Annotated in this window: 24 protein-coding genes and 1 tRNA gene; 8 read left to right on the top strand and 17 right to left on the bottom strand. The window is 63.9% G+C overall.

Going from position 1 to position 26,308, the window contains the following annotated elements; all coding sequences use genetic code 11:
- Positions 1-66: 66 nt before the first annotated feature.
- The 9 genes from CYJ10_RS20605 to CYJ10_RS20565 all read right to left on the bottom strand — a co-directional run bounded on the left by CYJ10_RS20605 (position 67) and on the right by CYJ10_RS20565 (position 6,421).
- Complete coding sequence (locus CYJ10_RS20605) at positions 67-525, bottom strand: hypothetical protein (protein WP_101683318.1); 459 nt, start codon at positions 523-525, stop codon at positions 67-69.
- Positions 522-710 carry a hypothetical protein gene (locus CYJ10_RS20600; RefSeq protein WP_101683317.1) on the bottom strand — a complete coding sequence of 63 codons (189 nt, stop codon included), beginning with the start codon at positions 708-710 and terminating at the stop codon, positions 522-524. The genes CYJ10_RS20605 and CYJ10_RS20600 overlap by 4 nt, the downstream gene beginning before the upstream one ends.
- A 210-nt stretch (positions 711-920) precedes the next feature.
- Positions 921-2,099, bottom strand: coding sequence for an AAA family ATPase (locus CYJ10_RS20595; RefSeq protein ID WP_101683316.1), 1,179 nt, complete (start codon positions 2,097-2,099; stop codon positions 921-923).
- Positions 2,096-2,947, bottom strand: coding sequence for a toprim domain-containing protein (locus CYJ10_RS20590; protein ID WP_180863000.1), 852 nt, complete (start codon positions 2,945-2,947; stop codon positions 2,096-2,098). Before CYJ10_RS20590 ends, CYJ10_RS20595 begins: the two co-directional genes overlap by 4 nt.
- 63 nt (positions 2,948-3,010) lie before the next feature.
- The gene (locus tag CYJ10_RS20585) at positions 3,011-3,286 is read right to left on the bottom strand and encodes a hypothetical protein (protein ID WP_146002080.1); all 276 of its coding nucleotides are present in this window, start codon (positions 3,284-3,286) and stop codon (positions 3,011-3,013) included.
- Positions 3,287-3,471: 185 nt separating this feature from the next.
- Positions 3,472-3,921, bottom strand: coding sequence for a hypothetical protein (locus tag CYJ10_RS20580; RefSeq protein ID WP_101683313.1), 450 nt, complete (start codon positions 3,919-3,921; stop codon positions 3,472-3,474).
- Positions 3,918-4,913, bottom strand: coding sequence for a tyrosine-type recombinase/integrase (locus tag CYJ10_RS20575; RefSeq protein WP_101683312.1), 996 nt, complete (start codon positions 4,911-4,913; stop codon positions 3,918-3,920). Before CYJ10_RS20575 ends, CYJ10_RS20580 begins: the two co-directional genes overlap by 4 nt.
- Positions 4,914-4,986: 73 nt before the next feature.
- Positions 4,987-5,062: transfer RNA gene (locus CYJ10_RS20570), tRNA-Thr, on the bottom strand.
- A 297-nt stretch (positions 5,063-5,359) separates the two neighbouring features.
- Complete coding sequence (locus tag CYJ10_RS20565) at positions 5,360-6,421, bottom strand: porin (RefSeq protein WP_101683416.1); 1,062 nt, start codon at positions 6,419-6,421, stop codon at positions 5,360-5,362.
- A 693-nt stretch (positions 6,422-7,114) separates the two neighbouring features.
- Between CYJ10_RS20565 and CYJ10_RS20560 the strand changes: the two genes are divergently transcribed.
- From CYJ10_RS20560 to CYJ10_RS20535, 6 genes are all read left to right on the top strand, one after another.
- Positions 7,115-7,951 carry an NAD-dependent epimerase/dehydratase family protein gene (locus tag CYJ10_RS20560; RefSeq protein WP_101683311.1) on the top strand — a complete coding sequence of 279 codons (837 nt, stop codon included), beginning with the start codon at positions 7,115-7,117 and terminating at the stop codon, positions 7,949-7,951.
- A gap of 15 nt (positions 7,952-7,966) precedes the next feature.
- Positions 7,967-8,854, top strand: coding sequence for an SMP-30/gluconolactonase/LRE family protein (locus CYJ10_RS20555; RefSeq protein WP_101683310.1), 888 nt, complete (start codon positions 7,967-7,969; stop codon positions 8,852-8,854).
- A gap of 135 nt (positions 8,855-8,989) precedes the next feature.
- On the top strand, positions 8,990-9,940 hold the full coding sequence (locus tag CYJ10_RS20550; protein ID WP_101683415.1) for a TRAP transporter substrate-binding protein: 951 nt from the start codon (positions 8,990-8,992) through the stop codon (positions 9,938-9,940).
- A 31-nt stretch (positions 9,941-9,971) separates the two neighbouring features.
- Positions 9,972-10,544, top strand: coding sequence for a TRAP transporter small permease (locus CYJ10_RS20545; protein WP_101683309.1), 573 nt, complete (start codon positions 9,972-9,974; stop codon positions 10,542-10,544).
- Positions 10,535-11,818 carry a TRAP transporter large permease gene (locus CYJ10_RS20540; RefSeq protein WP_101683308.1) on the top strand — a complete coding sequence of 428 codons (1,284 nt, stop codon included), beginning with the start codon at positions 10,535-10,537 and terminating at the stop codon, positions 11,816-11,818. Before CYJ10_RS20545 ends, CYJ10_RS20540 begins: the two co-directional genes overlap by 10 nt.
- A 72-nt stretch (positions 11,819-11,890) precedes the next feature.
- Positions 11,891-12,814: an aldose 1-epimerase gene (locus CYJ10_RS20535; protein WP_101683307.1), complete on the top strand. Its 924-nt coding sequence runs from the start codon at positions 11,891-11,893 to the stop codon at positions 12,812-12,814.
- 117 nt (positions 12,815-12,931) lie between these two features.
- On the opposite strand, the gene CYJ10_RS20530 is transcribed toward CYJ10_RS20535, so the two are convergent.
- Together CYJ10_RS20530 and pepN are read right to left on the bottom strand one after the other, a co-directional pair.
- Complete coding sequence (locus CYJ10_RS20530; RefSeq protein WP_101683306.1) at positions 12,932-13,948, bottom strand: class 1 fructose-bisphosphatase; 1,017 nt, start codon at positions 13,946-13,948, stop codon at positions 12,932-12,934.
- 88 nt (positions 13,949-14,036) lie between these two features.
- Positions 14,037-16,730: an aminopeptidase N gene (gene pepN, locus CYJ10_RS20525; RefSeq protein ID WP_101683305.1), complete on the bottom strand. Its 2,694-nt coding sequence runs from the start codon at positions 16,728-16,730 to the stop codon at positions 14,037-14,039.
- A 182-nt stretch (positions 16,731-16,912) separates the two neighbouring features.
- Between pepN and CYJ10_RS20520 the strand changes: the two genes are divergently transcribed.
- Positions 16,913-17,584: a DUF4136 domain-containing protein gene (locus CYJ10_RS20520; protein ID WP_374703285.1), complete on the top strand. Its 672-nt coding sequence runs from the start codon at positions 16,913-16,915 to the stop codon at positions 17,582-17,584.
- 208 nt (positions 17,585-17,792) lie between these two features.
- Entirely contained in the window at positions 17,793-20,114 is a 2,322-nt protein-coding gene (locus CYJ10_RS20515) for an NADP-dependent malic enzyme (protein WP_101683303.1), read from the top strand.
- Between the two features lie 176 nt (positions 20,115-20,290).
- Here CYJ10_RS20515 and CYJ10_RS20510 read toward each other — a convergent pair whose 3' ends face one another.
- From CYJ10_RS20510 to CYJ10_RS20485, 6 genes are all read right to left on the bottom strand, one after another.
- On the bottom strand, positions 20,291-20,536 hold the full coding sequence (locus tag CYJ10_RS20510; protein ID WP_029051014.1) for a hypothetical protein: 246 nt from the start codon (positions 20,534-20,536) through the stop codon (positions 20,291-20,293).
- Between the two features lie 241 nt (positions 20,537-20,777).
- Entirely contained in the window at positions 20,778-21,854 is a 1,077-nt protein-coding gene (locus tag CYJ10_RS20505) for a porin (RefSeq protein ID WP_101683302.1), read from the bottom strand.
- Between the two features lie 206 nt (positions 21,855-22,060).
- Positions 22,061-22,582, bottom strand: a complete 522-nt coding sequence (gene uraD / locus CYJ10_RS20500; RefSeq protein WP_101683301.1) for a 2-oxo-4-hydroxy-4-carboxy-5-ureidoimidazoline decarboxylase — start codon at positions 22,580-22,582, stop codon at positions 22,061-22,063.
- Positions 22,579-23,523: an allantoinase PuuE gene (gene puuE, locus CYJ10_RS20495; protein ID WP_101683300.1), complete on the bottom strand. Its 945-nt coding sequence runs from the start codon at positions 23,521-23,523 to the stop codon at positions 22,579-22,581. Before puuE ends, uraD begins: the two co-directional genes overlap by 4 nt.
- A gap of 219 nt (positions 23,524-23,742) precedes the next feature.
- A complete protein-coding gene (locus CYJ10_RS20490) occupies positions 23,743-25,149 on the bottom strand; it encodes a nucleobase:cation symporter-2 family protein (RefSeq protein WP_101683299.1) in 1,407 nt (468 codons plus the stop codon).
- Positions 25,150-25,357: 208 nt separating this feature from the next.
- Complete coding sequence (locus CYJ10_RS20485) at positions 25,358-26,101, bottom strand: GntR family transcriptional regulator (protein ID WP_101683298.1); 744 nt, start codon at positions 26,099-26,101, stop codon at positions 25,358-25,360.
- Positions 26,102-26,308: the final 207 nt, after the last annotated feature.

Genomic DNA, 26,308 nt, shown 5'->3' with positions numbered 1-26,308 from the left:
CCCCCGGGGCCTCGCGCGACTCGCCCGCCCGGCGACTTCGCTTCCACGATCACCGGGGTCAAGGCGTCAGCGTTGCTCTTGCTCGTCGTCCATCCCACTCATGCCGACCGATGCGAAGATCGGGCGATAGGCAATCTCGCCCTCGTCGGTGTTCACAGACTCCAGGATCAGGCTACCCGCGCAGTACAGCAACGGCGCGCTCGTGGACGTGTTCCACTCGTCGCGCCTGCGCGTGGCCGACCATTCCATGCCGACGAACGACAGGGCAAAGAGGGTTGCGCAGCGGCCATCCATATGCTCGGCGGCGTCCTGCCAATCGGCGACGTTCGTGCCCAGCAGCATGAGCAGGTCGGCCAGCGCCAGGCCCAGCCGCTCGGCATCGTCGCTGATGACCCGCAAGCGATTACCCAGCAATCGCGTTTGGTACGAGGGATAGTCGCGCATGCCATGGCGGCGGAAATGCACGAGGGCATCGCGGCGCAGACGGGCCAAGCGATTACCGATGTGTTGCAAGGGGGTGGTCATTGATCGTTCTCCGGTTCGTCGTGCTCGGGCGGTGCAAACAACGGGCAGCGATTCAGGGCGTTCGTGCCTTTCAACGCCCGGCTTTGTTCGATGCGGCTGGCTTCGGTTTCACCCTTCACGGAACAGCCCGGCCAGCCGTGGCGATCACGACCGGTAAAGTGGTGGCAGTCTTCACAGCAGCGCATGGACGGTCCCCGAATAAATCAGCGTTCAAACCCCGAACTAATGCTTTTCTTTTTTCGGGGACCAGACCATTTCCGGGTACATCCCCACACCCCGAACCCGAAATAATTCCCACCCCTTGTGGGGGTGGGAATTATTTCGGGTTCGGGGGGGTGAAAGCGGTGGAGGGTGGACCCCGGAATATGGGCAAGGGAATATCTCGGGAAGGGGGGTCATGATTCAACCCCCGGTTGCGTGTTTTCCCCAAGCCAAAAGAATTCGCCATCGCGGGTCAGGGCGCCGGAGTCGCACAGGCTTTTGATGGCTTCGCGGGCACGATCGCCGGGGCGGGGCTTGTCGGCCAACTGCAGCGCCTGGACTGCGGCAGAAATGGCGGCGGTCTGGTGGATCTGTGTCCGGTTCCCCATCGCTGTGCGGATGGTGTTAAGTACGAGCTTCTGGTTCTCGCCACCAGCAGGCGGGCGCCCGCGTCGGTGCTTTGGTTCCCCGGTGTCTTTCATCTCCACCGGTTGGTCGGTGGGCACTACTACGCCGCTCGTGACGTCCTGCCCTTCGTCATCGCGAGTCACCACGGACCATTCGACTACGAATCCGAAACGTCCCCCGTCGCGGGCGTCCTTGACCTTGACCGATTCCCAGTAGCCGACGCCGTTGCTTTCCTCGCTGGCCTTCACGACGCGAATCACAACATCGGTGTCGGCGCGGAAATTCGACCCACCACGCGGGCCATTGGCGACGTCTTTACCGGTGTGATGCACGATCAGGACGAAACCGCCCACAGACCATGCCAGCCGCCTAGCGGCTTGGATCAGCATACGGGCGTCACGGGTTGAGTTCTCGTCGGCCATGCCGCTTGCGCAGGCCAGCGTATCGATGATGACGAGCGTGCCGGGCGCGCAGTGCGCGGCCTTGATCGATTGCGCGAGACGTAGCACGTTTTCGTCGTCGTCAAGACAGAACGTGCCGCCATCCAGGAATCGCAGGTTTTCATGATCGCCATGGCGCGTCGCCTGCATCGCGCGAATGCGCATGCCAAACCCTGCGTTGCCCTCAAGACAGAGGTAAATCACTGGCGCTTGTTTGACCTTGAAGCCGAACCAGTGCGGATCACCATCGGCCACGGCATAGGCCAGATGCAGCGCGAGATAGCTTTTCAGACTGCCGCTTTCGCCGTAGATCATGCCAACGCCCGTTTCGTTGATCAGGTTGCGCACCAGCCAGCGCGGCAGGGGTTTGGCGGCCATCTCGCCCGCTGTGAGTAGCGGATACAGGCGGGGCGCTTCGTCATCCAGTGCTGGGGCGCCGCCATAGTCGTGGCCGTTCGCCAAGCGGCGGCCGTCGCGGGCTTCGTCCAGTAGCCGGGCTTGTTCGATATGTTCGGGCGTGGTCATTGCAAACCCTCCACGACGGCAAACACGCGGTCGGCGACGCTCGCGGCGCCTTCGTCGAGGTGCATATCGTTGAAATCGCTTTTGCCTGTCACGGGGAACGAGAACACGGGCCAGCAGACGCGGCCACCGATGGCCGATGCGGCGGCCAGCGCGTGAGTTATGCCCGGGTTTGATTTACCGGTGCTCGTCGGGTCGTCGTCATCGGCACAGACCACGATGACCGCGCCGGGGTAGAGCGCATGCCAGCGCAACGCGACGTGTAGCAGGTTGCCGCAATTCATGGCCACCACGGTACATAGGCCGGTGCAGGCGTGCAGTGACAACCCGGTGGCGACGCCCTCGCAGATCAATAGGCGCGGCGCATGCGGGGTGGTGTCGCGCGTGTCGATGCGGCCAATCTGGAAACCGTTGCCCTTGATGGATGAGCCCGGCACGAATCGCTTGTTGCCTGTCGGGTCGATGGTCTGCAAACCGGCGATGTCATCGGTCATGGTCCGCAACGGCACTAGGAGCAATTGACCTTCGACGCGCAGCAGGCCGCCCGCGTTGACGCCCTTGCGGCGCAGATAATCGTGCCGGTGCCATACCTGCGTGGCGGCACGGAAGCGCTCGGCAAAACGCGTGTCTGGCGTGGGCTGGACGCGGCCAATGCTATTGGCGCGAATCTGTGTCACGCGGGCGCGGCGCAGCGGTGACGGCAGGGGGACGGACGCATGCCAGTTGGCACACCAGTCGCCTCGCCGAAAGTCGCCCAGCGTGGCGCGCTGGCCGTGGGAGACGTACCAGCCAGAACGCTGGCCGGGGCGGTCTTCCTCGGTGCGAAAGCGATGCACCTTGCCGTCGGGCACCGGGTCGCCAATGTCATACCCGTGACTTACCGCAAAGTCGCGAAAGTCGGACATGACGTCCCCTTACGCGGCGGTAGCGTTTGAGACAGTCGCCGAAACCGATTTGCGTGAGGCGTCCTTGACTTGATCGATGATGGCAACGAGCAGGGCTTGCGGTTCGGCGGTCATCAAGTTATGGCCCCGCGTGAAGATGAGCCCCTTCGCGATGAGTTCGGTGCGGTTGTTCCCTTGCATCAGATGCCAGCGCAAGGCCGGGTCCGACCTGAACGCGGCGCGTGCGTATTGGTCCCGCCAGCTTTTCTTGCCGTAGATGTTGATGACAACCATCGGTTCACTCATGTTCATTCCCCATGTGATGCTGGTTTGCAATGTCGGCGCGATGTCCGGTCGCGTTTCAAGGGGAATGATTGGTGCATGCTGTGGCTTCGTTCCAGTGGTCACATATGAGCGCCCCTAGATTTCGCCGAAAAAAAAAGGAACGGGCATAGCCGTTCCTAGTGTGTGTGCATATTGGGCGGGTGAATCTAGTCTTTGGGTGAACGATCCATCTTGTTGAGCCAGGTTTCTATGGTGTCGGGATGACGCTGCTGCTTTGTTGGGTCAGCCGCAAGCCGCGAATGGATTTCCTGTGCGGCGGCCCAAGCGGTGCAGCCATCGCGCGCGTAGATTTCGCGTGCCATCGCGTACCAACCTTCAACCTCTTCTGGCGTGACAGTGCCGGTGTGGCGTCGCCTCTTCGGATTCCGGCGTGGCGAGTAGATTTCGCGTACTTCGTCTGCGAAATCCCGAAGCGCCAAATCCAAATCAGATTCGTATTGCCACTGTTGGCCGTCATCGAGGCCGAAGTCTTCCGCCGCGTCATGGGCAAGGTCAGACGCGCGTTCGCGGATCAGTTCACGAACTCTTGCCTGCTTCAGCACTTCGGCTGGCTTCAGTCGGATTCGTTTCTTTTTCTGTTGGCGCTGAGATGTCATGCGACGTTACCCAACACCGCTTGCACGATGTTGGCCTTGTGATCGACGGTCAAATGTGCGTATCTCCGCGTCACGTCCAATTGGCGATGCCCGAGCACGTTGGCGATGTCGTGCAAACCCTTACCGGCTTGCGCGAGCCAGCTTGCGCAGGTGTGCCGCAGGTCGTGGAACTTGAAGTCTTCGATGCGGGCATCACACAATGCCTGTTGCCATGGCTTGGTGAAATTGAACGGGCGGTCGGGGTAGCCGGTGCGGCAAAAGATCAGGTGATCGGGCGAGGCGCCGCGCGACTGGCGCATGACTTCGGTAACGACTTCCTCGGTCAGCGGCAAAACGCGGTCGTCGCCGTTTTTGGTCTTGTAGACGTGTGCGGCGGGTTGGGCGGCTTTCAAGTCGAGGTCGCGCCAGCGCAGGCCCATGAGTTCGGACTTGCGCGCGCCGGTGGACAGCGCCATCAAAATCAGCAGATACAGCTTCGGCCACGATGACAGGCGGCTGACCTTGAGCAGCCGTTTGCCTTCGGGGCGGGTCAGAAACCGAACGCGGGCATTGCGGACGGCTTCTAGTTCGATGTCGCGCGCAGGGTTGCGCCAGCCCCTGGGCACAAGGCGACGGCGTACGGCAAAGGTCAGGATGGCTGAAAAGATGGCGCGCCAGCGCGACACGGTGGCCGGGGCTGGCAAGTTCAATTCTTTGTAGAGGGGTTGGCCGGATGCGTCGCGGCCCATGAATCGACGAATGGGGGTTTGGGCCATGTCGTCGAGAGCGGCGGCGATGATTTCGGCGTCGAGTTCGTCGATCCACAAGTCGCCAAGATAGGCGCACCAACGGGCGACAACTTGCAGACGGGCGGGATCGTTCCCAGTGTATTGGGCCATGAACGCATCGGCGACCTCACGCACGGTGAGGCGCTCACGACGGGTTGCGCTGGACGGGCGCAGCGGCGTCACGGCGTAGGCCGTGCGCCTTGCTACTGGTGCGGAATGTGGCATTTTCGGGGTTCCTCAAGAGCATAAAACTCGTTTGCTGCTGAGAACGCCCGGAAACCCGCGCCGACATTGAATTTGGTGCCGGAGATAGGAGTCGAACCTACGACCTTCGCATTACGAATGCGCTGCTCTACCAACTGAGCTACACCGGCGAAACCTGACTTGCAAAACCTGTTTCTATCGCTGGGATCCGCGCTGTTGCTGCGTTTGCAGCGAATCGGATAGAGCCAGCGATAATATCAGCGACTTCCGGGTTTGTGAAGCCCTTAGTGCAGTTTTTTATCGAATCCTGCAGGGCGGGCGGCCCGGGGCGCTGCGTGGCAGCCGGGACAGCGCTGCGACAACAGGCGTAAGGATCGCACAGGCAAGGCGGATCGCTTGACGCAAAAAGGGGGCGAAGCCGCCCCCTTTTCCGGATTGACCCGGCGCCGTGTGACGCCGTCCCGTGGTTAGAACTTGTGACGCAGGCCGGCCATCACGCCCACGCGGCTGCCGTGGCCGTAGAACGGCGTCTGGAACGTCGGCTGCGCGCCCAGCGTGCGCCACGCGTCGGTCAGCGTCGTGTAGTCGGCTTCCAGGTAGACGTCGGTACGCTTGCTGAACGCGTAGTCGAGCATCAGCGCGCCGGTGAAGCGGTTGCCCGAATCGCCGGCATGCTTGAGGTGGTCGTAGGTACCGATGGCCAGCAGCGACCATGCCGGATCGAACTGGTACTTGGCGCCCAGGTAGCCGGCCTGGTTCTTGTAGCCGGCGTTGTCGACGTTGCTGTTCGTGTAGCCGAGGTAGATCGTGGCCGGACCCGCGGTGTACGTGCCGCCGAGCGTCCAGACCTTCTGGTCGCTGTTCGGCACGGTCACGCCGTAGTAGCTCGTGGTGTCCTTCATGATCTGGTAGCCACCGGCCATCATGAACGGACCCGTCGCGTAGGTCAGGCTGCCGCCCGTCGACGACGACCGCGCCACGCTGCCTGGTTGCTCGCCGAAGGCATGCTGGGCTGCAATCGTAAAGCCGCCAAATTTGCCGGCGTACTTGACCATGTTGTCCTGGCGCACGCCGCCAGTGTAGTTGCCGCCCTGGAAGCCGACGATGGCCAGGTTGGCCAGTGCCATGGCGTCGTAGCTGGCGATGACCTCGTGGATCACCGTGAATTGCCGGCCCAGCGTAATGGTGCCGAAGTCGCCCTGCATGCCGACATACGCCTTGCGGCCGAACAGGCGGTTGCCTTGCAGGCTTTGGCCAGCATCGGGCGAGAAGCCCGATTCGAGCACGAACAGCGCCTGGTAGCCGCGCCCCAGGTCTTCCACGCCATAGAGACCCCAGCGGCTGCCGGTCAGCACGCCGTCGGTCATCTGCACCTTGCCGTTGCCGGCAGCGCTCTCGTTCGTTGTGTAGCGGATCGTCGTGTCGACGATGCCGTAGAGCGTGACGTTCGACTGGGCCTGGGCCGGTGCCGCGGCACCGATGGCTGCTAGCGCTGCTGTCGTGACGAAGGGCGCAAGGGCTCGCTTCATGATGTAGGTCTCCATCCTGGCTTGTTATTTCGTTTTTGCTGCGGAAGAGCCGGTGCCAAATGCTTGTTCGACTTCTGCTGCCGAAGTGGATCGGCTTGTGCATTTCCCTCACCGGCGTGCATGGGAGGCGCGCAGGGAAGTGATTCCCAGGCGCCGGGACACGCAGTCCAAATCGATTGGGAAAGGCAATCGATGTGATCTGATGTCCTATGACATCGTACCTTACAGAAAAATAACGAGGCAAGACATACGACGAGACATTGGGTGGATCCACAACACTAGAGCGCCATATCAAATACGCTCTCATTCGGTTCCAATTTGGTGCATTTCTGAATTCTGTATTTGCTTAATTTGCAATGCAGCAAATGCGTGTCAGTTTCGCGTAAGTTATTTAAATTCAACGGGAAAGCGTTTTCTATGGCGGATTGGCGCCGCTCGAAAAGGGAGAAATTCCAGACCATGAAAATAGAGAAACTAACGCGTTTGAGTGAGAAAAATCCGCATGGCAGCAATTAACGTCTGCATGTATGCATCTTAAAACTTCTAGGGAATTTACTGAGACGATGTCACCTTGACCGGAATGGGGTACGCGTTTAGATTCCAGTTGCGTTGTATGACGACCGATCAATAACACCCTATTCAGTCATTTGCGCGCGTCGAGCTGGTATCGCGCGCCTGTGCAGCTCCGACACCATGTCTCAGACCTCCAAAGACCCGCTCGACGGCGTCACCACCCGTTGCCATCGCATTCTCCTGACCGGCGCCGCCGGCAATCTCGGAAAAGTCCTACGTGATCGCCTGAAGCGCTATGCCGATGTGGTGCGCGTTTCGGATATCGCCAGCCTGGGCGAAGCCCGCGAGCAGGAAGAGGTGGTGACGTGCGACCTCTCCGACCCCAAGGCCGTGCATGCGCTGCTGGAAGGCGTCGACGCGATCGTCCATCTTGGCGGCGTGTCGGTGGAGCGCCCGTTCGAGGAAATCCTGCCCGCCAACATCCAGGGCACGTACAACATCTATGAGGCTGCGCGCCGCCACGGCGTGCGCCGGATCGTGTTTGCCAGCTCGAATCACGTCATCGGCTACTACAGGCAGGGTGAAGTGCTCGATGCCGATACGCCGGCCAGGCCCGACGGCTACTACGGCGTCAGCAAGGCATTCGGCGAGCAGATGGGCAGCTTCTACAGCGACCGCTACGGTATCGACACGGTGGCGCTGCGCATTGGCTCGTCGTTCCCCGAGGCCAAGGATCGCCGCATGATGGTGACGTGGCTCGGCTACGACGACCTGGAGCAGCTGATCAAACGCGCCATCTTCGTGCCGAACGTCGGCTTCCTGATTGTCTATGGCGCTTCGGCCAATCGCGACAGCTGGTGGGACAACAGCAAGGCCGCGCGCCTGGGCTTCCAGCCCGTGGAGTCTTCCGAGCAGTTCCGCGCCAAGGTGGAATCGGTGCCGCCGCTGCCGGCCGATGATCCTGCTGGCTGGTACCAGGGCGGGGCCTTCGTCAAGGCCGGCCCTTTCGGCGACTGAACGGGGCCGATCGCGATGACCGACACCTTTGAACGTATTGGCGACATGCGCTGCGGCGTGGGCGAAAGCCCCGTCTGGCACGCAGCCGAAGCCGCCCTGTACTGGACCGATATCCCGAATCGCACGCTGTGGCGGGTTGATCCGGCCAACGGCCGCATCGACCACTGGGCCGTGCCCGAGATGGCCGGCTGCATGGCCATGACGGCCGACGGTGGCTGGCTGCTGGCGATGGAGACCGGAATTTTCCGAATCGGCCGTCTGGTGCCCGGACAGCCGGCACCGGTGCCGCAGCGCGTGGCAAGCGTGGCGCATGCGCGCGAAGGCATGCGTTTCAACGATGGCCGCTGTGACCGGCAGGGCCGCTTCTGGGCCGGCACGATGGTGATGGACATGTCGCTGGCCGCCACCGACGGCAAGCTGTATCGCTTCGACGCCCGCACTGGCGCGCTGGACGTGATCCGCGACGAGATGATCACGCCGAACGGGCTGGCCTTCAGCCCAGATGGCCGCACGATGTACGTGTCGGATTCGCATCCGGCTCGGCAGGCCGTGTGGGCTTACGACTACGACATCGATACCGGCACACCGGCCAATGGCCGCGTGTTCATCGACATGAACCGCTACCCGGGGCGACCCGATGGCGCGGCGGTCGATGCCGATGGCTGCTACTGGATCTGCGGCAACGACGCCGGCCAGGTGCATCGCTTCACGCCCGATGGCCGGCTGGACCGCAGCCTGGCGGTGCCGTTTGCCAAGCCCGCCATGTGTGCGTTCGGCGGCAGCGGCCTGGACACGCTCTATGTGACATCGATCCGCACCGACGACACCGACCCGCTGTCCGGCGCGGTGGTGGCGCTGCGCCCCGGTGTGCGCGGCACGCCCGAGCCCGTGCTGCGTGACTGAACCGGTTCCGAAGACGGCCCGCCGAGCCGGGCGGGCCGGGCAATGTGTTGACTTGAACGACAAATAACTCTGATAACGCTGGAGGCAAGACACATGTTTCAAAAACACTTCGCACGTACCCGCCTGGGTACCCTGATGGCCGCACTTGCAACTGCCGTGGCGTTGCCGGTCGGCGCGCACGCCGCGGATTTCCGTTCCGCCGACATCCATCCCGACGACTACCCGACCGTGCAGGCCGTGCGCTACATGGGCGATCTGCTCAAGCAGCGCTCGAACGGCAAGATGTCGATCAAGGTCTTCGCGCAAGGCTCGCTGGGCAGCGAGAAGGACACCATCGAGCAGACCAAGATCGGCGCGCTGTCGATGGTGCGCGTGAACTCGGCCGCGATGAACAACATCTGCGAAGCCACCATCGTGCCGACGATGCCGTTCCTGTTCCGCTCCACCGACCACATGCGCCACGTGCTGGACGGCCCGATCGGCGAAGACATCCTGAAGTCGTGCGAAAAGAACGGCTTCATCGGCCTGGCCTGGTATGACAGCGGCTCGCGTTCGATGTACACCACCAAGCGCCCGATCAAGACGCTGGCCGACGCCAAGGGCATGAAGATCCGCGTGCAGCAGTCAGACCTGTGGGTGTCGCTGCTCGAAGCCATGCATGCCAATGCCACGCCGATGCCGTGGGGCGAGGTCTACACCGCGCTGAAGACCGGCCTGGTCGATGGCGCCGAGAACAACTGGCCCAGCTACGAAAGCTCGCGCCAGTTCGAGGTGGCCAAGTATTACTCGCTGACCGAGCACTCGATGGCGCCGGAAATGCTGATGTTCTCGAAGGTGGCGTGGGACCGCCTGTCGAAGGAAGACCAGGCCATGGTGCGCCAGGCCGCCAAGGATTCGGTGCCGTACATGCGCAAGCTGTGGGACGAGCGTGAGCAGAAGTCGCGCAAGCTCGTCGAGGCTTCGGGCGTGCAGATCATCCAGGTTGACAAGACCTCGTTCCAGGCCGCAATGAAGCCCGTGTATGACCGCTTCATCACCAGCGCGCAGATGAAGGACCTGGTGCGCCGCACGCAGGAAACGAAGTAATCCGCCGACCTCAGGTTGCAGGGAATTCATCATGCTTTCGCCATCCCCCACGCCGGCCAGGCCGGCGGATGGCGCCCACGGCCCCGCCGCTGACGCGGGCGCCGTGCGCGCCAACTTCTACACCCGTTTCTGTGCCGCCCTGGCCCGTGCCTGTCTGGGCCTGGGCATCTTCGGTCTGATGCTGCTGGTCATCGCGGTGCTGTACCAGGTCTTCGGCCGCTACGTGCTGAACGACACGCCCACATGGGCCGAATCCATCGCCATGCTGCTGGTGCTGTACGTGACGATGCTGGGCACCGCCGTGGGCGTGCGCGACGCCGGCCACATCGGCCTGGAATCGCTGCTGATCCTGCTGCCCGATCATCTGCGCACCAAGCTGGAGATCCTGATCCACGTGCTGGTCGGCGTGTTCGGCGCCGTCATGGCCTACAACTGCGCCTTCCTGGCGCATTCGGTGGCCGACTACAAGCTGCCGACGCTGGGCATTTCCGAAGGCTGGCGCTACCTGCCGCCCGTCATCGCCGGCACGCTGATCGTGCTGTTTTCGATCGAACACATCATCGCGGTGCTGAAAGGCACGGAAGTGGAGCCGGCATGGCACTGATCATTCTTACCGTCTGCTTCTTCGGCTTCCTGATTCTCGGGGTGCCGGTGGCATTCGCCATTGGCCTGTCGGCCGTGGCCACGATCCTGTACGAGGGCCTGCCGCTGGCCGTGGTGTTCCAGCAGATGACGTCGGGCATGAACGCGTTCTCGTTCCTGGCCATCCCGTTCTTCATCTTCGCCGGCGAGCTGATGCTGTACGGCGGCATTGCCGAGCGCATCGTCAACTTCGCCAAGTCGATGGCCGGCCACGTGCGTGGCGGCCTGGGCATGTCCAATGTGGTGGCCTGCACGCTGTTCGGCGGCGTGTCGGGGTCGCCGGTGGCCGACGTGTCGGCCATGGGCGCGGTGATGATCCCGATGATGAAGCGCGAGGGCTATCACGCCGACTACGCCGTCAACGTGACCACGCATGCGGCACTGGTGGGTGCGCTGATGCCGACCAGCCACAACATGATCATCTACACGCTGGCCGCGGGCGGCAAGGTGTCGATTGCCGCGCTGATCCTGGCGGGCGTGCTGCCGGCGCTGATCCTGACGATCTGCAATCTGGCCGCCGCCTACTTCGTGGCGCGCAGCCGCGGCTATCCGTCCGGCACGTTCCCGGGCTGGCATATCGTGGGCCATTCGCTGGCCGCCGCGCTGCCGGGTCTGTTCGTGGTGGTACTGATCCTGGCCGGCATTCTGTCCGGCGTGTTCACGGCGACGGAATCGGCCGCCGTGGCGGTGCTGTATGCGCTGACGCTGACCGTGTTCCTGTACCGCTCGCTGACAAAGGAACAGTTCATCAAGGCCGCGGCCAAGGCGGTGAAGACCACCGGCGTGGTGCTGCTGCTGATTGGCATTTCGGCCACGTTCGGCTACATGATCAGCCTCTATGGCGTGGCGGAGCTGACGGGCCAGTTCCTGAGCTCGGTGTCCACCAGCCCGTGGGTGATCTTCCTGCTGGTGAACGTGATGCTGTTCATCCTGGGCACCTTCCTGGACATGGCCGCCACCATCCTGATCTGCACGCCGATCTTCCTGCCGATCTGCATGCACTACGGCATGAGCCCGGTGCAGTTTGGCATGCTGATGCTGATCAACTGCGCGCTGGGTCTCAATACACCGCCCGTAGGCACCACGCAGTTCGTGGGTTGCGCGATTGGCGGCGTGTCGGTGGGGCAGGTCATGCGCACCATCTGGCCGTTTTACGGTGCGTTGCTGGCCGCGCTGCTGCTGGTGACGTATGTGCCGGCGTTCTCGCTGTGGCTGCCGGACGTGCTGCTGAAGTAGGCGGTGCGAGCACCGTCGGTTTCTGCCCTCTCCCGCACGCGGGAGAGGGGAGTCGACTCGTCGAGGACAATCATGCCCTGGCTTCCAGCCGGCCCCCTTCACACGCTGCATGCGGGCACGCATACGCTCAGGGTGGCACCTGCCGCCGGCGGACGCATGGCGACGTTCAGTACCACGCGCGCCGATGGCCAGGTGATCGACTGGCTGGCGCCGCTGCCCTGGCCGGCGCTGGAGCAAGGTTTCGACGCGTTCCAGTGGCCCAAGGCCGGCAGCTATCCCTTGCTGCCGTTCTCCAACCGCATCCGTGAGGGCCGCTTCCGCTGGGACGGACGCGACGTCGATCTGCCCGCGCATCCGGGCCAGGCCCATGCGATGCACGGATTCGGGCATGCGCGCGCCTGGACAGTCGTGGAGCAGGGCAGCGACCGCATTGTCATGGGGCTGGCGCACGAGCCGGCCGGCGGTGACTGGCCCTGGGCGATGCACGCGCGGCAGACGCTCCGTCTGACCGAAGCGGGCCTCGAAGCCGAACTGACGATCCACAATGATGGCGAAACGGCCATGCCGGTGGGGGGCGGCTTTCATCCCTTTTTCGCGCGCGTGCCGGGTATGCGGCTGCGGTTCGATGCCCTGCACATGTGGCCGGCGGACGCCGGTGGCGTGGCCACGGGGCGCACGGTGGTGGGGGATCGTGAGCGCTTCCTGCGCGAGCGCCACCTGCCCGATGCCGATCTGAGCGTCTACTACAGTGGCTGGAAGCGAGCAGCCACGCTGAAGCGGCCCGATGGTGCCGCGCTGACGCTGCGCGCCGGGGATGGGCTCGACCATCTGGTGCTCCACGCGCCGGGCGGCTGTGATTTCGTGTGCCTGGAGCCAGTGTCGCATGTGGCCGATGCGGTCAACCTGTCCGTGCGCGGCTGGGAAGGCACCGGACTACGCCGCCTGATTCCGGGCGACACGGCGACCTGGCGCATGCAGTGGCAGGTATCCCTCTGACGGCTGCGGAAGCCGGGCAGGGCATGGAAGGGGATGGGGGGATGGCAGGGGAGGGGGAAAAGAAAACAGGGCGCCGAGGCGCCCTGTTTGCGTGGAAGTCCGCAGTGATGCCGCGGATCAGGCCTTGCTGGCCGCTTCCTGGTGGTAGCGCGTGACGCGATCCACCTCGTTCTTCGAGCCCAGGATCACCGACACGCGCTGGTGCAGCTTGGTCGGTGTGACGTCCAGGATGCGCTCGTGGCCGTTGGTGGCCGCGCCGCCCGCCTGTTCGACCAGGAACGCCATGGGGTTGGCTTCATACATCAGGCGCAGCTTGCCCGGCTTCTCGGGCTCGCGCTTGTCCCACGGATACATGAAGACGCCGCCGCGCGTCAGGATACGGTGCACATCGGCCACCATCGACGCGATCCAGCGCATGTTGAAGTTCTTGCCGCGCGGGCCTTCGTCGCCGGCCAGGCACTCGTCGATGTACTGGCGCACCGGGGGTGCCCAGTGGCGCATGTTGGACATGTTGATCGCGAATTCCTTGGTGTCTTCGGGGATCTTCACGTCCGATTGCGTCAGCACGAAGCTGCCGGCCTCGCGGTCCAGCGTGAACATGTGCACGCCGTTGCCGACCGTCAGCACCAGCGTGGTCTGCGGGCCGTACACCGCATAGCCGGCCGCCACCTGGTGCGTGCCCGGCTGCATGAAATCGGCCTCGGTGACGGTCTCGCCCGGCTTGTGCATGTGCAGCACCGAGAAGATCGTGCCGATCGACACGTTCACGTCGATGTTCGACGAGCCGTCGAGCGGATCGAACAGCAGCAGGTATTCACCCTTCGGGTAGCGGTTCGGGATCTCGTAGAACGAGTCCATTTCCTCGGACGCCATGGCCGCCAGGTGACCGCCCCATTCGTTGGCGTCCAGCAGCACTTCATTGGCGATCACGTCGAGCTTCTGCTGCGTTTCGCCCTGGACGTTGCCGGTGCCGGCCGAGCCCAGCACGCCCGCGAGGGCGCCCTTGCTGACGGCGTTGGAAATGGCCTTGCAGGCGCGCGCGACCACTTCGATCAGCAGCCGGAGTTCTGGCTGAATCGTGTTGTGCTTGCGCTGCTCCTCGACCAGATAGCGGGTGAGGCTGATGCGTGTCATGGTGGGTTCTCCTTGGATGGCCGCCATTCTACAGGGCTGGCGCTGCGGACAGGCCGTTTTCGGCCCGCCGGGCGCCTTCATGTACACATCAGCTTGCCAGTGCCTTGCCGACGATCTCGCGCACGTCGCGCGACAGCGTGGGGGCCGCCGCAACGCGTTCCAGCGCCGCACGCATGCGGTCGCGCAGCGGGATCTCGTACTTTTGCCAGCGGTCCATGACCCGTGCCAGGCGGGCCGCCACCTGGGGGTTGATCGCGTCGAGGGCCAGCACCTGATCGGCCCAGAACGCGTAGCCCGAGCCATCGGCGGCATGGAACTGGGCCGGATTGCCCGAGCAGAAGCTGAAGATCAGCGACCGCGCCCGGTTCGGGTTGCGCAGGTTGAAGGCCGGATGCTCCATCAGCGCGCGCACCGTGTCGATCGTGCGCTTGCCGGCGTGCGGACCCACCTCGCCACGCTGCATGCCCTGCAGCGAGAACCATTTGTCGATGACCAGGGCGTCGTCCTCGAAGCGCTCGTAGAAATCGGCCAGCGCATGCTCGCGGCCCGGCGCGAAGCTGTTGACCAGCGCCGACAGCGCGGCAAAGCGGTCGGTCATGTTGTCGCTCTGCTGGTAATGCTGGTCCGCCAGCGCCTGCATGTCGGCGTCGCCGCTGTCGGCCAGGTAGCCCAGCGACAGGTTGCGCAGTGCCCGTTTGGCCATGGCATCGGCATCGGGGCTGTAGTCGCCCGGCGTGGCGTTGGCCTGGTAGGCGGCCAGCCATTCGGCCTTGAGCGCGCGGGCCAGGCCTTCGCGCATGAACAGGCGGGCGCGATGGATGGCGGCCGGATCGGCCACGCCCATGCGCTCGGCCAGATAGCCCTCGGCGGGCAGCATCAGGGCCTGCTCGCGGAACGCGGGGTTCAGCGACCCGTCCGTCAGCACGGTGCGGAAGGCCGCCACCAGGGCCGGATCGAGCTTCAGTTCGCGCTGCGCCTGCGCATCGGTTACCAGTTGCAGCAGCGCACGCGTGGCCAGGCGCTGGCCGGCTTCCCAGCGGTTGAACGCATCGGTGTCGTGCGCCAGCAGGAAGGTCAGCTCGGCATCGGTGTATTCATAGTCGACGATCACCGGCGCCGAGAAATTGCGCAGCAGCGACGGCAGCGGTGCGCGGGCGCCCTTGGGCAGGCCGACGAAGCGGAACGTCTGTTCTGCCTGCGTGAAATCGAGCACGCGCGTGGTGCCCGCAGCCTGGCTTTCGCTGTCGAGTTGCAGCGGCAGGTCGTTGCCGGCGGCATCGATCAGGCCCAGCGCGAACGGGATGTGGAACGGCTGCTTGTCCGGCGTGCCGGCCTTAGTTTCGATACCCACCTTCGGGCAGCGCTGCGTCAGCGTCAGCGTGAGGGCGCCGGCGGCGCCATCCCACTGCGTCCGGGCGGACACCACCGGGGTGCCGGCCTGGCTGTACCAGAGGCCGAACTGCTTGAGGTCGCGGCCGTTGGCGTCGGCCATGGCGGCGCGGAAGTCGTCGCAGGTCACGGCCTGGCCGTCATGGCGCTTGAAATACAGGTCCATCCCGCGCCGGAAGCCGTCGCGGCCCAGCAGGGTCTGATACATGCGCACGACCTCGGCGCCTTTCTCGTAGACCGTGACCGTGTAGAAGTTGTTGATTTCCTCGTAGCTGTCGGGGCGCACCGGATGGGCCATCGGGCCGGCATCCTCGGGGAACTGCACCTGGCGCAGCACGCGCACGTCCTCGATGCGCTTGACCGCGCGGCCCGATTCGGAGCCCATCATGTCGGCCGAGAATTCCTGGTCGCGGAACACCGTCAGGCCTTCCTTGAGCGACAGCTGGAACCAGTCGCGGCAGGTCACGCGGTTGCCGGTCCAGTTGTGGAAGTACTCGTGCGCCACCACCGATTCGATATTGGCAAAGTCCACGTCGGTGGCGGTCTGCGCATTGGCCAGCACGTACTTCGTGTTGAAGATGTTCAGGCCCTTGTTTTCCATCGCGCCCATGTTGAAGTCGCCGACGGCAACGATCATGAAGCGGTCGAGATCCAGTTCCAGGCCGAAGCGCCGCTCGTCCCAGCGGATCGAATGGATCAGCGAATCCATGGCATGGCGCGTCTTTTCCAGGTCCTGCGGCTCCACCCAGACCTGCAGCAGCTTTTCCTTGCCCGACGCCGACAGGATCTTCTCTTCGATGCGTTCCAGCTTGCCCGCCACCAGTGCAAACAGATAGGAAGGCTTGCGGAACGGGTCTTCCCAGACGGCTTCGTGGCGGCCGTCCGGCAGGTCGCCTTGCGACAGCAGGTTGCCGTTGGACAGCAGCACCGGGCAGGCGGCGCGGTCGGCGCGCAGCGTGACGCGGTACGTGGTCATCACGTCCGGCCGATCCAGGAAATACGTGATGCGGCGGAAGCCTTCGGCCTCGCACTGCGTAAAGAAATTGCCATTGGAGACGTAGAGCCCCGACAGCGTGGTGTTGGCGGCCGGGTTGCAGGCCACCGTGATTTCCAGCGTGCCCTGCGAGGGCAGGCCGGTCAGCGTGAGCGTGTCGTCTTCGGCGCGATAGGCAGTGAACGGCTGGCCGTCCAGCTTGATGCCGACCAGTTCCAGCGCTTCGCCGCTGAGCACCAGCGGGGCATCGGCGGCGCCGGTGCGCTGCAGCTTCAGCGTGCTGGTGACGATGGTGCGCTGCGGGTCCAGGTCGAGCACAAGGTCGACGTGGTCGATGGCAAACGCGGGCGGAGTATAGTCCTTGCGATAGACGGTAACGGGCGTGTCGGTACGCAGCATGGGGAGATCCTGTCTTCGGGTGACCGGGGGCGGCGGGCCGTGAACGGTGACAACCGGCCCTGAAGCCCCCATTGTAGCCAAGCGGTTTCAGGCCTGCGTTGCGCCAGGGCTGGCAAGGGAATCCGGCTGCCCCGATCGTGTCTGAGGAAACGTGACCGAATCAAAAATAACGAGGTATCGCGATGTGGCAAGCAGCGGTTTCATGGGGAAAGCGGCGTGGCCGGGATCGGCTGGGTGTGCTGATGGCGCTCGGCGCGCTATGGCTGGCGGGATGCGCCAGCACCGTCACCACCGAGGTCACCGCGTTCCGCGACGCAGGCTGGACCAACGACGCGCCGCGTACCTACGCATTCGACCACGCACCGCAGCAGGACGCGCAGCTCGATCGCCAGACCTATGAGCTGTGGCTGTCCCAGGTCCTGTCCGGCATCGGCTTTGATCAGGCGCCTGCCAAGCAGGCGCGCTACCTGGTGACGATGGACTATGACGCCGCCCCCGGTTTCGTACGGGTGGCGGAAACCGTCTACCCCGACCCCTGGTATGGCCCGTGGGGCCCGTACTGGGGGCCGTACGGCGGGTATCGCCCGTGGGGGCCGTATGGCTGGGGCCCGGGCTACTGGCCGCCGCAGACCGTGGTGCGCGACGTGCCGGTGACGTTCTCGAACCTGCGTGTCTTCTTCAAGGATGCCGCAAGCGGCAAGCGGGTGTATCAGGTGACAGCCCGCAACACGACCGAGGGCGGCGACCTGACGGCGGTGATGCCCTACATGATCCGCAGCGCGTTTGCCAATTTCCCGGGCGAAAGCGGACGCCCGCAGCGCATCACGCTTGAAGTCCAGAAGGACCAAAAGTAGCGAGAAACCGGCATGCATTCGTCGACATTCGTCCACCGGCAGGGGGCGCCGGGGGACGAATCGCACGGGCTACCGCGAGGTAAGGCAGGTTTTCCGAGTCCGCGCCGTAAAAACACTGTCTGGACCGTTGCAAAGGTCTTCCGGCAGGGGATGGCTGGGCATAGAATGGCTGCTCGATTTTTTCGCCTTCTCTTTCCGGACAAGCAGAATGAGCAGCAAGACCAGCGGTGATGCACCGCAACATGCCCCGAACAGCCCCGAAGCGCAACTGCGTCTGGCAGCGCTGGAATACCATCGCAGCCCGACCAAGGGCAAGATCCAGGTAACGGCCACCAAGGCGCTGTCCAACCAGCGCGACCTGTCGCTGGCCTATTCGCCGGGCGTGGCCTACGCCTGCGAGGAGATCCACAAGGATCCCGCCATGGCCGCCGAGTACACCTCGCGTGCCAACCTGGTGGCGGTGATCACCAACGGTACTGCCGTGCTGGGCCTGGGCGACATCGGTCCGCTGGCCGGCAAGCCGGTGATGGAAGGCAAGGGCTGCCTGTTCAAGAAGTTCGCCGGCATCGACGTGTTCGACATCGAACTCGATGCGCGCGACCCGGACAAGATCGTTGAAATCGTCGCCGCGCTGGAACCCACGCTGGGCGGCGTGAACCTGGAAGATATCAAGGCGCCCGAGTGCTTCTACATCGAGAAGAAGCTGCGCGAGCGCATGAACATTCCCGTCTTCCATGACGACCAGCACGGCACCGCCATCATCTCGGCCGCGGCACTGCTGAACGGCCTGAAGGTCGTAGGCAAGGAGATCGGCAAGGTCAAGCTGGCGGTCTCGGGCGCCGGCGCCGCTGCCATCGCCTGCCTGGACACGATGGTGAGCCTGGGCGTGAAGCGCGAGAACGTCTACGTGGTCGACTCGAAGGGCGTGATCTTCCAGGGCCGCGACGCGAACATGGAAGCCAACAAGGCCCGTTACGCGCAAGACACGACGGACCGCACGCTGGCCGACATCATCAAGAACGCCGACGTCTTCCTGGGCTGCTCCACCGCGGGCGTGGTGACCGGCGACATGGTCAAGACCATGGCAGACCGTCCGATCATCCTGGCGCTGGCCAACCCGGAACCGGAAATCCGCCCGGAAGTGGCCAAGGCCGCGCGTCCAGACTGCATCATCGCCACCGGCCGTTCGGACTATCCGAACCAGGTGAACAACGTGCTGTGCTTCCCGTACATCTTCCGCGGCGCGCTCGATTGCGGCGCCACGAAGATCACGGAAGAAATGAAGCTGGCCTGCGTCAAGGCCATCGCCGAGCTGGCCGAAGCCGAGCTGAACGATGCCGTTGCTGCTGCCTATGGCGGCCGCGAACTGAAGTTCGGCCCCGACTACATCATCCCGACGCCGTTCGACCAGCGCCTGATCGAGAAGATTGCGCCGGCCGTGGCCAAGGCTGCGGAAGAGTCGGGCGTGGCAACGCGTCCGATCAAGGACCTGGAAGCCTACCGCCAGCAGCTGACCAGCTACGTCTACCACACCGGGCTGATCATGAAGCCGGTGTTCTCGGCCGCCAAGGCCGCGCCGAAGCGCGTGGCCTACGCCGAGGGCGAGGAAGAGCGCGTGCTGCGCGCCGTGCAGGGTGTGGTGGACGAAGGCCTGGCCCGTCCGATCCTGATCGGCCGTCCGCACGTGATCCAGATGCGCATCGAGAAGGCTGGCCTGCGCCTGCGCCCCGGTGTCGACTTCGAGCTGATCAACCCGGAAGACGATCCGCGCTACCGCGCCTATCACGAGGAATACCACGCGCTGCGTGGCCGTGACGGCGTGACGCCGGACATGGCCAAGGTGGCGCTGCGCCGCTCGAACACGCTGATCGGTACGATGCTGATGCACATGGGCGACGCCGATGCGTTGCTGTGCGGCACCGTCGGCCGCTTCGAGGCTCACCTCGAACACGTGCGCGACGTGATCGGCCTGGCCCGGGACGCCAAGGTGTTCGCCGCCATGAACGCGCTGATGCTGGAAAAGCACACGCTGTTCATCACCGACACGTTCGTGAACGATGACCCGAGCGCAGAGGAACTGGCTGCGATCACGCAGCTGGCCGCCAAGGAAATCGCACGCTTCGGCCTGCATCCGAAGGTGGCCATGATGTCGCACTCGATGTTCGGTTCGTCGAATCGTCCGTCGGCCCGCAAGATGCGCGAAGCCGCGGCGATCCTGGCCCGCGTGGCCCCGGAACTGGAAGTGGAAGGCGAAATGCAGGGCGACGCCGCGCTGGACGAAGACGTGCGCCGTCACTTCCTGCCGACCACCAAGCTGGCCGGCAGCGCCAACCTGCTGGTCATGCCGACGCTGGACTCGGCCAATATCGCATTTAACCTGCTCAAGATGACGGGCGGTCAGGGTGTGACGGTGGGCCCGATCCTGCTGGGCGCCGCCAAGCCGGTGCACATCCTGAACCCGCAGGCCACCACCCGCCGCATCGTCAACATGACGGCCGTGGCTGTGGCGGAGGCTGGTGCGATTCGCTAAGCACTGCATCCAGATCTGAGCGTTTTGCAGATCTGATGGTCGGAAAAAGAAACCGGGCCGCGAGAGACTCTCGCGGCCCGGTTTTTTTGTCGGTGCGCTGGCACGTCTGCCGGGGTGTCAGCGCGTCGGCGGGTCAGTACGCACAGGTTCGTGCGCGCCTGCCAATACTCTCCTGGCTATTGCAGCACGTTGTACTGCTCCCGCATCACCACGATGATCGAACGGGCCGCGGCCATCTGCTGTGCCAGATCGTCGAAGGTGTCCTGGCGAAAATCAACCTCAGCGCTCCAGTTGCAACCTGTGTGGTCCGGCGAATGCACGCGCATCGCATGCAATTCCACCTCGCCGCATTCCGGGTTGTTATCCAGGCACTGGCTCAGGATGGCCATCAGTTCCGATCGGGATTTCACATAGCGCCGCATGCGTCACCTCACTCGTCCTGGTTTACGTGGTCCGGCACACAGTCCGGAAGACCAATCTAGGTAGAACAGGGGGGAGTCGCCAATTGAATCGGCCTATGGAGCAATGGCTTCCGATCCTGCTGCATCTGCGCAAGGTCGCGCTGCGGCGCAGCATTGTGGCGCAAGGGTGACTGTCGCGCGCAAGAAAAAAGCCTGCCGCAAGGGCAGGCTTCAGTTCCGCGGGTGTGACCGACTGCGGCGATCAGAAGCGGTGGCGAACGCCCACGCCGAAGGTATCGCCGTGCTCGACGCCCGTGACCTTGTCGTAGTAGTACGCGGCGTACACGTCGGTGCGCTTCGACAGGTTGTAGTCGTAAGCCACGCCAAACGTGTTGCGCTTGATGCTGGTCACTTCGTTCAGCACGCGGCCGAACGTGTACGACGCCAGCACGTTACCCGCGCCGACGGGCACCGACACACCGGCCTGGCCATCGATGTGCTTGATGTCGCCGGTGGTGCTGGTCGTGAAGTTCGTCTTGATGTACTGGCCCTGCAGGTATGCCTTCACGAACTTGAAGTCATACGTCACGCCAGCCTGGACGGCCGACTGCTTGTCGAGGTTGGCCAGCGCCGGGTTCTGCGGATCGAACGGGGCAACGTCGAACTTGACCTGCTGGAACGCCACCGTGGCGGCGAAGTTGCCAGAGAAGTAGGTCAGGTTGCCGCCCCACTTGTTCTTGCTGTTGCTGCCGGCCGACTCGCCCATGCCGTAGATCACGTTGGCGGTCAGGCCGCCGAAGTTCGGCGTCGAGTAGACCAGCGAGTTGTTCCAGCCCGAGTCACCGATGATGCCCGGATCGTACAGGCCCGTGCCCGGCGTACCGAAGTACGTATGGAAGATCATCGGGCTGAAGGTGTACGAGTCCACCAGCGGGTTGAACAGGATCGTCGACACGAAGTACGGCGTCGTGTTGCGGCCCAGCTTCAGCGTGCCGTAGTTGTCGTTCGTCAGGCCGACGAACGCGTTGCGGCTGAACATCGAGTCGCCGGTGAAGCGGCCCGTGCTGCCGGTGTCAGGGCGGAAGAAGCCGTTCAGGTCGAAGATGGCCTTCGTGCCCATGCCCAGGTCCTCGGTACCCTTGATGCCCCAGTACGAGGTTTGCATGCCACCCGAATTGACAACGTAGGCACGGTCACCCGAGCCCGGTGCCTTGACACCTCCGACAAAAGCGTCAGCCATGCCGTACAGCGTGACGCTGGACTGGGCCATGGCTGCGCCGGAGAAAAGGGTGGCCGCGATTGCCGCCAGCTTGAGAGCCGGCTTGTACTGCTTCGTCATGTAAGACCTCCGTGGTTGTGATGCTGCTCAGAACGTTTTCTTGTGTGCCGGGACCCTGGCGGGGTCTTCTTCTGCTTTGTCCCTCGGCCGCGCACGGAAGTCTGTCAGTGCAGTGGGGACCGGCGCGGCCGGGTACTTGTTTTACAGCGATGCTGGGTCGCTGAACGTTCCTGAATTTCTCTCTCTCTTTACTGCCGTGGATTTTTTCAGGCGGATACTAAGTCGTTCAGGCGGAACTGCGCAATGCGATGAATCTGGTTGATGCATGTTTGCAACTCCACCGCCGGCTCGTTCTCGATACGCCTTGCAAAAGCGTCGATGATCCCGTGCCGGTCATAGCCGCGCACGGCCAGGATGAACGGGAAGCCGAACTTGCGGTTGTAGGCCGTGTTCAGGTCCTGCAGCCGCTGGAATTCCTCCGCCGTACACTGGTCCAGGCCGGCTCCGGCCTGTTCGCGCGTGGATTCGGCGGTCAGTTCGCCACGGACGGCGGCCTTGCCGGCAAGCTCCGGGTGGGCGCGCACCAGCTTGATCTGGGCTTCCTGGCCAGCGGCGTCGACGGCCTCGCGCAGCGCGGCAGCCAGGTCGGCGGTGTTGGCAAAGGGGCGCTGCTTCGCGGCGGCTTCTGCAAACCACGGCGAGTGTTCGTAGATGCCACCGAGTACCTTGATGAACTCGGCTTCGGGCATCGCATTCAGCTGGGTGATGGTGTAGGTGTTCTGGCTCATGCCTGGCTCCGGTACGGGTGGGTGTCGATCCAGTGGCGCGCGATGTCGACGCGCCGGCAGATCCATACCTTGTCGTGCGATTGCACGTAGTCCAGGAACCGCTGCAGCGCGCGGAAGCGTCCCGGGCGGCCCAGCAGGCGGCAGTGCATGCCTACCGACAGCATCTTCGGCTGGTCGAGCCCGCGCGGATCGCCTTCGGCGTACAGCACGTCGAACGCGTCCTTCAGGTACTGGAAGAACTGCTCGCCCGTGTTGAAGCCCTGCGGCGTGGCAAAGCGCATGTCGTTGGAGTCGAGCGTGTAGGGCACCACCAGGTGCGGCTTCTTCTCGCCGCCGGTGACTTCCACCTCGGTCCAGAAGGGCAGGTCGTCGCCGTAGTAGTCGGCGTCGTACAGCAGGCCGCCATGTTCCACCACCAGCTTGCGCGTGTTGGGGCTGTCACGGCCCGTGTACCAGCCCAGCGGCATCTCGCCGGTCAGTTCCTTGATGATGTCCATGCCGATGCGCATGTGCTCGCGCTCGGTGGCTTCGTCCAGGTTCTGGTAGTGAATCCAGCGCCAGCCGTGGCAGGCGATCTCGTGACCCAGTTCGACGAAGGCGCGCGTCAACTCCGGATGCCGCTGAAGGGCCATCGACACGCCAAAGACCGTCAGCGGCAGCTTGCGTTGCTCGAACTCGCGCAGGATGCGCCAGACGCCCGCACGCGAGCCGTATTCATAGATGCCCTCCATGCTCATGTGCCGGGCGGGATAGGCCGCGGCACCGACGATCTCGGACAGGAACTGCTCGGACGCGGCGTCGCCGTGCAGCACGCAGTTCTCGCCGCCTTCTTCGTAATTGAGCACGAACTGCAGCGCGATACGCGCGCCGCCCGGCCAGCGGGCGTGCGGTGGCTGGGCGCCATAGCCAATAAGATCGCGTGGATAGTTATCGTGTGTCATCTCGTTGTGTTTGCTTCAGGAGAGAAATCCAAACTGCTGCCCCCGACCGTTATCGGGCGAGGGCCTGGCCGGAACCTGGAGCGCAATGGCTTACGCAAAGCGCGTGCCAGAGTTCCGGCAAAGGACTTGACAACCGTGCGCACCGTGTTGTGGGATTGTCTGTGCGCAATTGTCGAGTCCGATTGTCGAGGGCCGATTGTTCTTCGTTGGCGTGTGGCGTTACTCCGTGCCGTGGGTGTTCGCGGCGGCGTTGCGCATGGCTTCTTCGGCCGACTGGATGCCGTTGAAGAACAGGTTCAGCGCCACGGCCACGATCGTGCCCAGCACGATGCCGCTGTGCGTGAACGGATCGGTCCACTTGGGCAGGTACTGGAACAGCGTGGGCGACAGGGTCGGGATCATGCCGAAGCCGACCGAGATCGCCACGATGAACAGGTTGTGGCGGTTGCGGTTGAAGTCGCACGCGCCCAGGATACGGATGCCCGTTGCCGCCACCATGCCGAACATGACGATGCCCGCGCCGCCCAGCACGAACTGCGGCACCGAGGCCACCACGTGGGCCATCTTCGGGAACAGGCCGAAGGCGATCAGGATCAGGCCGCCGGCCGCCGCCACGTAGCGCGAGCGCACGCCGGTCACCGTGACCAGGCCCACGTTCTGCGAGAACGACGTGTACGGGAACGTGTTGAACATGCCGCCGATCACGGTGCCCAGGCCGTCGGCGCGCAGCCCGGCCGTCAAGTCCTTCGTGCTCAGCTTGCGGCCCGTGATGTCGGACAGGGCCAGGAACATGCCGGTCGATTCCACAAGCGTGATCAGCATGACGATGCACATCGACAGGATGGCGGTCAGCTGGAACGTCGGCATGCCGAAGTGCAGCGGTGTGATGACGGCCACGAAGCTGGCGTCATGGAGCCCCTCGAACGAAACCTTGCCGAATGCCATGGCCACGAACGTGCCGACGATGATGCCGAGCAGCACCGCGCAGTTGGCCACCAGGCCACGGCCATACCGGGTGAGCGCCAGGATGACCAGCAGCGTCAGGCCTGCGATGGCCAGGTTGCCCAGGTCGCCATAGGCCAGGTTCGGCACGTCCTTGACCACGCCGTCGATTACGGCGCGGGTGGTAGGCTGGCCACCGCCGGCCCAGTTGATGCCCACGCGCATCAGCGACACGCCGATGAGTGTGATCACCGTGCCTGTGACCACGGGCGGAAAGAGCCCGAGCATGCGGCCCATCATCGGCGCAATCAGTATGCCGAACACCCCGGACGCGATCACCGCGCCATAGATGCCCAGCAGGCCCACGTTGGGGTCGTTGCCGATGGCGATCATCGGCGCCACCGACGCGAACGTGACGCCCATCATCACCGGCATGCGGATACCGAATTTCCAGAAACCGATGGCCTGGATCAGCGTGGCCAGGCCGGCCGCGAAGAGGTCGGCGTTGATCAGGAAGGCGAGCTGGTCCTTGGGGAGCTTGAGTGCACCGCCGACGATCAGCGGGACGGCAACGGTGCCGGCGTACATCACCAGCACGTGCTGCAGGCCCAGCGCCAGCAACCGCCCGGAGGGCAGCCGCTCGTTTGTCAGATCCGTGGGGACCGTGGTGCTTGCGGAATTCATGGGTGTGTCTCCTCTCCTTTGGTTTCGATGGGAACGCGCGCCGGGTTCCACCCTTGACCGCCTTGTCGTTGCCTCTTGTCGTGGGCGTTTGTTGACGGTTCTTGTCCGGTTTCAGTCGCGCCTCTGGCGGGCTTGATCAGCGACGGAAAACCGGTGGGCCTGCATCGGCAACAGGGAATCTCTGTTGCCCGGCGGCGGGAACATCGTGCTAGGTGGAGCGGCCCAGCACGGTGCGAAGATCGAAGTTGCCGGGCTCGTCCGGCTGCACGCGGTCCGCGCAGGCGCCAAGGTGGTGCGCCATGCGTGACTGGGCCAGTGCGGCATCGCCCTGTTCCAGTGCGTCGAGAATGTCGTCGTGCTCGTCGAACGAGCAGGCGTTGTGGCCGGGCGCTTCGACGCTGGCAATCATCAGCGTGGTGCGCGACACCAGCCGGCGCATCATCGTCACCAGCAGCTCGTTGCCGGAAAGTTCGGCCAGCGCGGTGTGGAATTCGGCGGACAGGCGGATCCAGGTCGGACGCTCGTGGGTCAGGAAGGCCTGGCGCTCATCGTTGACCATCTTGCGCAGCGGGGCGATCACGCTGCGCACGTTGGACATGGCGGCCAGCTTTTCCAGCACCGCGCGTTCCAGCATCTGGCGCAGCTCGAACATGTCGTGGGCCTCGTCGGTGGACGGGCTGGCGATGAACGCGCCGCGATTCGGCTCCAGGTCGACCATGCCGTCGGCGGCCAGGCGCGACAGCACCTTGCGCACCGTGTGACGTGCGGTGGCATAGATTTCGCAAAGCGAATGCTCGGTCAGCTTGGTGCGCGGCGGCAGGCGGTGCTCCATGATCGCGTCGTAGATCTCGTGATACATGCGCTCTTCCACCGACCCCTTGCGGGCGGGCTTGTTATCGGTGGACGCGGGCAGCGCGTCGGCGGCGGCAATCAGCTTGAGATTCTTTGACATCCTGGGCACTCGTAAAAGCGGAAGAGGCAATGGTCAGCGATCGTAGCGAGCCGTTCATGCAGCAACATCAAGGGTCTTGATGTCGATCATTTGGCTGCGCCGATCTAAAAATTGTTGACAATTATTTGGATATGCAAGCACCATTGTCAACAAAACCGACCCAGGTTTTCGACAACTACGGGTATTTACCGAGTTGTCATCAGGATA

Source organism: Cupriavidus pauculus, assembly GCF_002858765.1.
In the GTDB taxonomy this organism is placed as follows: domain Bacteria; phylum Pseudomonadota; class Gammaproteobacteria; order Burkholderiales; family Burkholderiaceae; genus Cupriavidus; species Cupriavidus pauculus_B.
The sequence above is the reverse complement of the archived record's forward strand: the minus strand, read 5'-3'. Positions and strand labels throughout refer to the sequence as shown.